The 11,043-nt window shown below is 63.8% G+C and carries 6 protein-coding genes; 2 read left to right on the forward strand and 4 right to left on the reverse strand.

Annotated elements, in window-relative coordinates:
- On the reverse strand, positions 1–930 hold a 930-nt coding region (locus VJ604_RS13410), incomplete at its 3' end, for a putative Ig domain-containing protein (protein ID WP_324083298.1).
- Positions 931–1,534: 604 nt separating this feature from the next.
- Between VJ604_RS13410 and VJ604_RS13415 the strand changes: the two genes are divergently transcribed.
- Entirely contained in the window at positions 1,535–2,962 is a 1,428-nt protein-coding gene (locus VJ604_RS13415) for a GGDEF domain-containing response regulator (RefSeq protein WP_324083299.1), read from the forward strand.
- Between the two features lie 35 nt (positions 2,963–2,997).
- Positions 2,998–5,142, forward strand: coding sequence for a PAS domain-containing protein (locus tag VJ604_RS13420; protein ID WP_324083300.1), 2,145 nt, complete (start codon positions 2,998–3,000; stop codon positions 5,140–5,142).
- Between the two features lie 107 nt (positions 5,143–5,249).
- Here the strand turns inward: VJ604_RS13420 and sppA are convergent, their stop codons facing one another.
- The 3 genes from sppA to VJ604_RS13435 form a co-directional block, all read right to left on the reverse strand.
- Positions 5,250–6,206, reverse strand: a complete 957-nt coding sequence (gene sppA / locus VJ604_RS13425) for a signal peptide peptidase SppA (protein ID WP_324083302.1) — start codon at positions 6,204–6,206, stop codon at positions 5,250–5,252.
- A 254-nt stretch (positions 6,207–6,460) separates the two neighbouring features.
- A complete protein-coding gene (locus VJ604_RS13430; protein WP_324083303.1) occupies positions 6,461–9,574 on the reverse strand; it encodes an efflux RND transporter permease subunit in 3,114 nt (1,037 codons plus the stop codon).
- Between the two features lie 97 nt (positions 9,575–9,671).
- A complete protein-coding gene (locus VJ604_RS13435) occupies positions 9,672–10,799 on the reverse strand; it encodes an efflux RND transporter periplasmic adaptor subunit (RefSeq protein WP_324083304.1) in 1,128 nt (375 codons plus the stop codon).
- Between the last annotated feature and the right edge of the window lie 244 nt (positions 10,800–11,043).

The raw sequence follows: 11,043 nt of genomic DNA on the forward strand, positions 1-11,043 counted from the left end.
AAGGGCGTTGGCCGGCGCGGCAGGACCGCTTGCCGAGACGGTGAGAGCGAACGGGGTAGAGGCCGTGCCCGCGGTCGGCGTGGTCGAGTCGGTGACCGTGACCGTGAAGTTGGAGGTACCGGCGGTGGTGGGGGTGCCGGAGATGACGCCGGTGGAGGCGTTCAGGCTGAGCCCTGCCGGGAGCGTGCCGGTAGTGACCGCCCAGGTGTACGGGGTGACGCCGTTGGCAGCGACCAGGGTCGTGGTGTAAGCGGCACCGGTGGCAGCGGCCGGCAATGGCGAGGTGGTGGTGATGGACACCGGAGTACCTGCCGCGGCGATGGTCAGGGCGAAGGCGGTCGAGGCGGTTGCGGCCGTCGGTACGGCCGAGTCGGTCACCGTGACGGTGAAGTTCGCCGTGCCCGCGGTGGTCGGCGTGCCGGAAATGAGGCCGGTCGAGGCGTTCAGGCTAAGTCCTGCCGGCAGCGCGCCGGCGGTGACGGCCCAGGAGTACGGCGTGGTACCGCCGGTGGCGGTCAAGGTCTGGCTGTAGGCGGATGACACGGTACCTCCCGGTAGCGGTGAGGTAGAGGTGATGGTGAGCGCACCCGGTTGGTTGATGGTCAGGGTGAAACTGCGCGACCTGATCTGCGGCGGCACCCCCGCATCGACCACGGTGGCGGTGAAGGTGGAAGTCCCCGCACTGGTCGGCGTGCCGGAGATGACGCCGGCCGGGCTCAGGCTAAGCCCCACCGGCAGCGCTCCAGCGTCGACCCTCCAGGTGTAGGGAATCGTGCCGCCGGTAGCAAGCAGCGTCTGGCTGTAGGGTGCTCCCGCGGTGCCGTCGGGGAGCGCGTTGCTGAGCATCACAAGATCGCTGGGGTTGTTATCGCTGCAGGCAGCGATTATCAACAGACCAAGGGTGATTAAGCATGCGATGAGCTTCTTCATCTTACCTCCTGTTTAAGAACTGATTGACTGTCGAAATGTTGCTGAACCAATTTTTTTGCGGGGTCAATGGATTTGGATCTGGCTTTATGGGCGCCGATGGCTGAATTCAGGTGATTCAATTCAATACCTGGTAGCATTTTCGGAAAAGTCTACAAAAGAAGAGATAAATGTCCAGCGAAGCTCGCGACAGATTCCGACGTAGCGGTAATCTGACAAGCAGAATGGGTTACCGATTCTACCCCTTCAGCAGGGTGATCTTCGCATCAGCAGGGAAAGCACGACCGGACGCCGTCTCCGACTTACTCGGCTGCATCCCCGGCGGGGAATTTCCACAACCACGGCCGCCGGGATGCCCCCCATGTCATATTTGATCAATTTAATTCGCAACTCCGCGCTCATCACATTGACAACGGGAAAAATTCCCAGAAAATTAACTGTATATCGGTGAGTCCATCCAACTGTCTCCCGCAATGCCACGCCCCATACCGAAAATCCGCTCCTCACGGTGCCAAACTCCGCACCGACTGGGGGGAAAACCGCAGAAGCCAACCGCAGTGGGTTCCGCCAGGCCGGAAACTGCCACCCTTCCGCGAGGACTACAGGCATGAAAGCAGCCCATAATCTGAAAATTACGGGTAGTCCCGACTTTGAGGAGATCCCGGAGCCACCCTCCGTCCTGATCGTCGACGACGACGCTAACATCCGGAAGACCCTGGCCGACATCCTCATCCTGCACGGTTATCGCCCCGCGGTGGCCGCATCCGGGACCGACGGACTGGCAGCCCTCAAGCAGAGCCAGGCCAACGTCGCCATCATCGACCTGGGGCTGCCGGACATGCCGGGCATCGAGCTCCTGTACCGGATCCGCTCCGCCCATCCGGACACCAGGACCATCATCCTCACCGGCAACGCGACCCTGGAAACCGCCATCGAGGCGACCAACCGTGGAGCCTTCTGCTACCTGCTCAAGCCCTACGACGTCGAACAACTGCTCGCCAACCTGAACCGAGCGCTCGACGAGCAGCGCGCGGAGCAGAGGCTGACCAAACAGGCGGCCGACCTGCAGGTGCTCTTCGACCTCTCCGGCTCCATCAACCGGATGATCAAGCCAAGCCAGCTGTTCCCGGGGATACTGAAGACCATGCTGTCCATGGAGTACTTCTCCTTCCAGAAGAAGGGGCTGGTCTTCCTGGCGGACAACGATCATCTGCACCTCGTCTCACACCTGGGAATCCCGGAGCACCAGCTCGACCCCTGCCAGCAGGTCCGCATCGGCGATTGCCTGTGCGGGAAGGCGGCCGCCACCGGCGTGCCGATCATCTCCGACAGCGCAAGCGGGCCGGTACGAGAGCCCCAGCAGGGATGCCACCTCGGCCGCCACCACGTGATCATCCCGCTGAAGGCCTCGGAAAAGGTGGTCGGCGTACTGGTGCTCTACAACAAGCCGGGAAGCTCGATCAACGCCCAGCACAAGTTGGTGGCCGCCCTGGGGAGCCACATCGGCATCGCGGTCAACAACGCCAGGATTCATGCGGAGACCATGTCCAAATCGCTGCACGACCCGCTCACCGGGCTGGCCAACCGGGAGTTCATGCAGATCCAGCTGAAGAAGTACTTCGAGCTCGGCCAGCGCTGCGGTCACAAGTTCTCCGTGATCATGGCCGACCTCGACCGCTTCAAACGCTACAACGACACCCATGGGCACGTAAAAGGGGACCGGCTGCTGGTCAGGGTGGCGGCCATCCTGCTCAGAGAGCTCAGGGATTCCGACCACGTCTTCCGCTACGGCGGCGAGGAATTCCTGGTCATCCTGCCCCGCACCCAGCTCCCGGAGGCCTGCGAGGCGGCTGAAAGGATCAGGTCCACCGTGGAGGCCGAAGCCGGGGTCACCGTCAGCCTGGGGGTGACCACCTTCGACTGCTCGATGGTCGAGGAGGAGCAGTTGCTGACCGTGGCGGACAGCGCACTGTACCGCGCCAAGAAATCCGGCAGGAACCGGGTGGAGATCGGCGGCAAGGTAGACGCGGCGTGAGCTGATCTGCAAATCCAATGGCAGCGCGAGGGTTCATGAAGAAAACCAAGCGGTACACCATGATCAACGATCTGGTCGCGATGCTGCTCTTCATAGCCTTCGCACTGCTCAGCTTCCAGTGGTTCGAAACGGCCACCGTGGAACACGGCAAGGAGGACCTGGAACGCTCCATGCTGGTGCTGCGCACGGTCTTGCGGGAAAAGGGGACCGGCTTCAGCATCGAGGACGGCAAGCTGATGGCGGGCGGCAGCGTCCTGAACGGCTGCGAGGTGCCCGACCAGGTCCAGGAGATCACCGGCAGTACGGCCGCCATCTTCATGGGCGACCAGCTGGTGGCCACCAGCGTGCTCAACGCTGACGGCTCCCGGGCCACCGGGACCCGCCTCGAGGCCCCAGCCAGCCGCCGGGTGCTCACCGAGGGGAGGGCCTTTCGGGGCGAGACCCGTCTGCAGGGCGCCCCCTACTTCACCGCCTACGATCCGATCAAGGACGGCAACGGCAAAGTGATCGGCGCCCTCTACGTCGGCATCAAGAAGGACGACTTCCTCTCCCACTACGCCTCACGCAAAAGGGCACTCATGCTGGTGGTGCTCGGGCTTCTGGCGGTAGGCGCCATTCACATCGCCCTCACCAACCGACTTGTCAAGGAGGGGGAAGGCCAAAAGGAGGCCGACTTCCTTTTTCTCCAGCGGCTGCTCGACTCCATCCCCAACGCCATCTTCTACAAGGACATCGAGGGGCGCTATCTTGGCTGCAACAACGCCTATCTGGAGTGCACCGGACTCAGCAGGGAACGGCTGATCGGCAAGACCAGCTACCAGATCTTCCCGCAGCTTCTGGCCGAGATCGGGCGCCAGACGGACCTGCAGGCCGTGCAAAGGGGGGGAGTGCAGGTCTTCGAGACCAGCGGCGTCTATCCGGATGGCAGCTCGCACGAGCTCGTCTGCTACAAGGCTTGCTTTCCCGGCCCCAACGGCTCCCCCGCCGGCATCGTCGGCTCAATCCTGGACATCACCGACCGGAAGAAGGCCGAGGAGGAACTCGCCAAGAAGGAGCGGATGCTCTCCGGGATTTTTGACGCCGTCCAGGACGGCATCTGCATGCTTGACGAGGAGTTGCGGATCGTGAGGGTGAATGCCTTTTTCGAGCAGCTCTTCCGGGACAGGCTCCCCTTCACCGGCAGGAAGTGCCACGAGGTGTTCGCCGACCGCTACACCCCCTGCGAGGGGTGCACGAGCCAAGTGGCGCTCTCCAGCGGCGAGCCCGCCAGCAGGGTCTCCTGCATCCAGCAGGGAAACGAGGCGCGCTGGTTCGAGATCGTCGCCTTCCCGATCTTCGACCCGGAACGGGAGCGGGTCACCGGCGTCGTCGAGCATGTGCGCGACGTGACCAAGCGCAAGGCGGCCGAGGACAAGCTGGCCAAGCTGAACGAGGAGCTGGAGCGGAAGGTAGCGGAGCGGGGCGGTCAGCTTCTGAAGGCGCAGGAGGAGCTGGTGAGGCGGGAAAAGCTGGCCACGCTGGGCCAGTTGAGCGGGATCGTGGGGCACGAACTGAGAAACCCGCTGGCGGTGATGAGCAACGCCGTCTACGTCCTGAAGATGATCAACCAGGAGGCCGGGGAGGATACCCGGCAGTACCTCGACATCATCAAGAACGAGATCGACAACTCACTGCGCATCATCGGGGACCTTCTCGATTTCGCCAGCGTCAAGGCCCCCCGCGCCATCCCGACGCCGGCCGGCCAGCTGGTCCAGGAGACCATTGAAAAGTGCAGCATCCCGAAGGAGATCGAGCTCAAGGTGCAAATACCCTCTTCCCTGCCGCTCCTTAAGGTAGATCATCAGCAGGTGCGGCAGGTGCTGCAGAACCTGATCTCCAACGCGGTGCAGGCCATGTCTGCCGGCGGCACCCTGCGCATCAGCGCCCGCCAGGACGGGGAAGCGGTGCTCATCTCGGTTGCCGACAACGGCGAAGGGATAACGGCGGAGAACCTGGACAAGATCTTCCAGCCGCTTTTCACCACCAAGCCGAAGGGAATCGGGCTCGGGCTGGTGGTCTGCAAGAACCTGGCGGAGGCAAACGGCGGCAGCATCGAGGTCTCCAGCCGCCCCGGCGAAGAGACCGTCTTCACAGTCACCCTGCCGACCGTCCCGGAAGCGACCAACATCCTCCCTGCCTAATGTTTTATACCCTCGCCCCTTCAGGGGAGAGGGTGGCCGAAGGCCGGGCGAGGGTGCCTCAACGTGCCGAAAAGGCCCGCCTCCCCTATGGGCGTGGGGGTATAAGGTCACGGCTTCCAGAGGTAGGCGAAGCCGATATCGGAAAATACCTCCAGCCCGTTCTCCCCAAGCGACAGGATGCCTGCCCCCTCGCCGGTGGCGCCGGTCTCGCCGGCATAGATGCTCCCGCGGTAGCTACCGGGACGGTAGTAGCCGACCACCCGCGCCTTTTCCACCCCCGCCGCCTTCTTCAGGTCGGCGAGCGCCTCGTCGAGGTAGCAGACCCCGTCGATCAGCCGAAAGGCCCGTGCCTGCTCCGCCGTGTAGATCCTCCCGTCCGCCAGCCTGAGTAGTTCCTCTCTGCTGAGGGTGTTGCCGGGACGGGCAAGCACCATGTCGATGAAGCGCCCGTAGAGGGTGTCGATCACACCCTGCATGATGGCCTTCTCGTCGGCGGTGGCGGGACGGAAGGGGGAGAGCATGTCCTTCTTGTCGCCGGACTTGACGTTCCACTCGCTGGCGCCGATCTTGTCCAGCAGCCGGTCGACCTGGAAGTGCATGTAGATGACCCCGATGCTGCCGGTCACCGAGGTGGGACTGGCCGTGATGCGGTCGGCGGCGGTCGCCACGTAATAGCCACCTGAGGTGCCGAGTCCCACGATGGCGGCGTGCACCGGCACCGGATTGCGCTTCTTGAAGGTGATCAGCTCGTGGTGGATGATGTCGCTGGCGGTGACCGTCCCCCCCGGGGAGTTAACCCGGATCAGCACCCCCACCACCTCGCGGTCCTCCTCGGCCTTCTGCAGGGCCTCCTTGATCTCCGAGAGCTGGGAAGGCCTGCCGGTCAGGCTGATGCCGAACTTCTTCTCGGATATCAGGCCGGAGACGTCCAGAAGCAGGATCTTCGGGCGCCCCTCCCCTTCCAAGACCTTCTCCTCAAGCGGGCTCGCCGGGTGCAGGAGGGAGACGTTGAACAGCGTGCAACCGTTCAAAAGCATCGCCAACAGCAGTATCCACCATCTCATATTGCCCCCTCCTTGACACCACCCGGCCGTGCTTGCCGCTGTAACTGAAATTTCCTTTCCTGAAGCACCGATCTTCCGCTAGCGTCTCCCCCTTCAAGGGGAAGGACAGGATGAGGATGGGGTTCTCAAACATCCGGCACATTTACCCCATCCTCACCCCAACCCTCCCCTTGAAGGGGAGGGGGCGTTGGAACCAGCGGGAGATTGGTGGCTAATCAGATATCCTTTTCCGCCTTCTTTAGGTACGAAAAAGGTCAGTCCGGCAAGGCGCTCACCGTCACCTCGTCCTCCTCGTGCAACTTTTCCCGGTCCTTGCTGTGGTCGCGGGCGATCAGCATGTAGATGGAGGGGACCGCGAACAGGGTGAAGAGGGTACCCACGAACATCCCCCCCACCAGCACGAGGCCGATCGAGTTCCTGGCCGCTGCACCGGGACCGCTGACCAGGGTGAGCGGGAAGTGGCCGGCGATGGTGGCGGCGGTGGTCATCATGATGGGACGGAGCCTGGTCATAGCGGCCTGCTGCACGGCCTCCAGCTTGGCAAGCCCGGCTAGCTGCAGCTTGTTGGCGAACTCCACGATCAGGATGCCGTTCTTGGAAACGAGCCCAACCAGGGTCACCAGCCCCACCTGCGAATAGATGTTGAGGGTGGTGGTCCACCCCTTGGTGATGAAGGGGACGTTGGGGTCGGGCATCTTCAGGAAGGTGAAGATGAGCGCCCCGAACATGGCGAGCGGCACCGAGCCGGCCAGGATGACGAAGGGGTCCCGGAAGCTGTTGAACTGCGCAGCCAGCACCAGGAAGATGAGGATCACCGCCAGGCCGAAGGCGGGGAGGAACTTGTTCCCCTCGGTGCGGAGCTGCCTCGACTCCCCGGTGTAGTCCAGCACGTACCCCTTGGGAAGCATCTTGGCAGCCTCCGCCTCCAGGAAGCCGAGCGTCTGGTCCAGCGGCCGGATGGCCACCCCGCTGATCTTCACGGCGTTCAACTGCTGGAAGCGGTTCAGCGAGCGGGGCACCACCGATTCGGTCAGTTTTGCCACCGTGCTGAGCGGCACCAGCTGGCCGTTGGGCCCGGTGACGTACATCTTCTCCAGCTGCTCGGGGTTGAGCCGCCCCGCCCTCTCCACCTGCGGGATCACCTTGTAGCTTCGGCCGGAGATGTCGAAGCGGTTCACGTAGTCCCCACCCACCATGCTCCCCAGGTCGCCGCCGATCTGGCTCAGGTTCACCCCGAGCGCCGCCACCTTGTCCTTGTCGATCACGAAGCGGGTCTCCGGCTGGTCGATCTTCACGTCGATGATGGGGGGGAAGGCGAACATGCCGCTGGCGGCAGCCTTGGCCTGGATCTTGGTGGCGAAGTCGAGCACCTCCTGCTCGGCTGCGGTGGAGGCGATGATAAACTCCACCGGGAAATCGCCGCCGCCGGGAAGTGCCGGCGGCGTGACCGGGAAGACGCGGATGCCGGGGAGCGCCTGCAGCTTCTGCTGCACCTCGGGGAAGATCTGGAAGATGTTGCGGTGGCGCTCGGTCCAGGGTTTGGCGACCATGCCGCTGAAGCCGGAGTTGGGGAAGGTGAGCTGGAAGGTGAAGTCGGTCTCCGGGATGCTCTGGAAGATGCGGTTGGTGGCGGCCGCCCAGATCGAGTTCTGGTCCAGGGTGGAGTTGGCGGAGGAATCGAGGATGCCGAAGATGACCCCCTGGTCCTCGCCGGGGGCGAGTTCCTTGGCAGACATGGTGAACATCGGCACGGTCACCAGCACCACCACCAGCCAGACCAGGTAGACCGCCGGCCGCGCCTTGAGGGTGGCGGCAAGCATCCTGCCGTAGAAGTCCCGGAAGCGGTTGAAGTCGCGGGCGATCTTGCCGGCGAAGCCATGCTCCTCGATCCCCGGCTTGAGGAGCTTGGCCGACATGACCGGCGACAGGGTGAGGGCCACCACACCGGAGATGGTCACCGCACCCGCCAGGGTGAGGGCGAACTCCCGGAACAGCGAGCCGGTCAGCCCCCCCTGCAGGGCGATCGGCAGATAGACCGCCGCCAGGGTGATGGTCATGGCGATGATCGGCCCCACCAGCTCGCGCGCGCCGGCCAGCGCTGCCTCCAGGGGCGACTTGCCCATCCCCAGGTGCCGCTCCACGTTCTCCACCACCACGATGGCGTCGTCGACCACCAGGCCGACGGAAAGCACGATGGCCAAAAGGGTGAGCAGGTTGACCGTGAAACCGAAGGCCTCCATCAGGAAGACCCCGCCGATCAGGGAGACCGGGATGGCGACGATGGGGATCAGCACGGAACGGAAGGAACCGAGGAACAGGAAGATGACCACCATGACGATGAGCAGGGTGTCGCCAAGGGTCTTCAGCACCTCATGGATGGCGCTGGAGATGTAGTCGGTGGCGTCGTAGGCGATGCGCGCCTTGAGGCCGGTGGGGAGATCGTGCTGGATGCCCTCCATCTCCGCCCTGACCCGCTTGATCACGTCGAGCGAGTTGGCGTTGGGAAGCGGCCAGATCCCCATGAAGACCGCGGTCTGCCCCGAGAAATGCACCTCCGAGTCGTAGTCCTCGGCCCCCAGCGCGACGTCGGCGATGTCGGAGAGCCTGACGATGGTGCCCCCCGACTGGCGCACCACCAGCTTCTTGAACTGCTCGGCGCTGGTGAGGTTGGTGTCCGCAGTCAGGTTGACCTGGATGTAGGCCCCCTTGCTGTGACCGGGTGCGGCCAGGAAGTTATTGGCGGCCAGCACCTGGCGCACCTGCGAGGGGGAGATGTTCAGCGCGGCCATCCGGTCCGGCTTGAGCCAGATGCGCATGGCGAAGGTGCGCGCCCCCAGGATGTCCGCGCGCTGCACGCCGGGGATCGCCGACAGCCTCGGCTGGACCACCCGCACCAGGTAGTCGGTGATCTCGTTCTGCTGCAGGATATCGGAGGAGAAGCTCAGGTAGGCGGACGCAAACTGGCTGTCGGCCGACTCGATGTTGATGACCGGGACCTCCGCCTCCGGGGGGAGGTCCCGGCGCACCTGGTCCACCTTCGAGCTGATCTCGGCAAGCGCCCGGGTGGAATCATAATTGAGCTTCAGGCGGATGGTGATGGTGGAGAGCCCCAGCGTGCTCTGGGACTGCATGTAGTCTATGCCGTCCGCCGCGGCGATGGCCCGCTCCAGGGGAGAGGTGATGAAGCCGCGCACCAGTTCGGCGCTCGCCCCCACGTAGACGGTCGATACCGTCACCGAGGCGTTCTCGCTGCGGGGGTACTGGCGGACGTTCAAGGTCCGCATCGCCTGCAGCCCGGCGATCACGATGACCAGGCTGACCACCGCGGCCAGCACGGGGCGGTGTATGAAGAGGTCGGTTATTTTCATAGTCTGAGGCCCTTCGACAAGCTCAGGGCGAACGGAGTCTGTTGGGTCAATAGGTCACCTGGCCGTCCGTGCTGAGCTTGTCGAAGCAGTGTTGGCATTAATTGTTCTCCGGTTTCGGTGTCATGCTGAAGGAGGGGGAGAGGCGGTTGTCGACCACCACCGCGCCGCCGTTTTTCAGCTTGAAGGCGCCGGTCGAGACCACCTCCTCATCCCCTTTCAGCCCGCTCACCACCGCCACGTAATCGCCCCGCTTTTCCCCCAGGCGCACGAACTGCTGGCGCAGCACCTTGCCGCCTTTCTTGTTGGGGTCGTCCAGCACCACGAATATGGAATCTCCGTAGGGGGCGTAGAGCACCGAGGTGGTGGGGATGACCAGCACCTGGCGCCGGGTGGGGAGGCCCACCGCGACGTTGACGAACAGCCCCGGACGCAGCCGCTCGCCCGGGTTCTCCAGCGTGGCCTGCAACTTCACGTTGCGGGTATCCGCATCGATGATGGGATTGATGGCGGTGACCCGGCCGTTCACGGTGACGCCCGGCAGGGCATCGCAGGTTACCCGCACCGGCAGTCCCTGGTGGAGCCGCCCCAGCTCCTGCTGCGGGAGGGTGAAGTCGGCGTAGATGGGGTCGAGGCTTTGCAGGGTGACGATGGGATCACCCTCGCGGAGCATCTGGCCGACATTCACCTGGCGAATCCCCAGCCTGCCGCTGAAAGGTGCCCGGATGGTCTTCTTGCCGATGGTGGCGCGGATGTTGTTCTCCTGCGAGCGCGCCTGCATGTGGTTGGCAGCCGCCGTATCGTAGTCGTTTTGGGAGACGATCTTCTTGGGGAGCAGCTTCGCGTCGCGCTCCAGGACCAGCCGGGTCAGTTCCGTCTGCGCCTGGCTGCCGGGAAGCTGCGCCTCTTCCGTGCTGGTGTCCTGGAGGAGCAGCGCATCCCCCTTTCGCACTGTCGCCCCCGAATGGAAGGCGATCTCCACCACCTTGCCCGCCAGTTCCGCGGAGACCGTCACCCCCTGCACCGCACTGAGGGAACCGACCGCAGTGAGCGAGGTCTCCCACTGCTGGCTGGTCGCCCTGGCGGTGGTCACCGTTTCCGGCGGGGGAACGAACTTCTTCCCCTGGTCGATCATGGCCCGTATCTGCAGGACCTTCAGGAGCGCTAGCACCCCGACCACCAGCACGATGCCGATGGCGGCAAAAAAGATGGCCTTCTTTTTCCTCATATCAATAGCTCCAATGCACGAGAAGCCGGTTTAATGCCTGATCAATGCATGTGTTTCAAACCCATCCTCACCCTGTCCCTCCCCTTGAAGGGGAGGGGACGTAGGTGAAAATTCCTCACCAATGGCACCCTTCACTTAATCACCCTCCCTCTCAACCGTCCTCCCTCTCAACAGCCTCACTCTCAGCCGGCTCCCCCTCCCCTTCAAGGGGAGGGCCGGGGTGAGGATGGGGTTGAAGTATCCG

Source organism: Geomonas sp. (genome assembly GCF_035254065.1).
Lineage (GTDB): Bacteria > Desulfobacterota > Desulfuromonadia > Geobacterales > Geobacteraceae > Geomonas.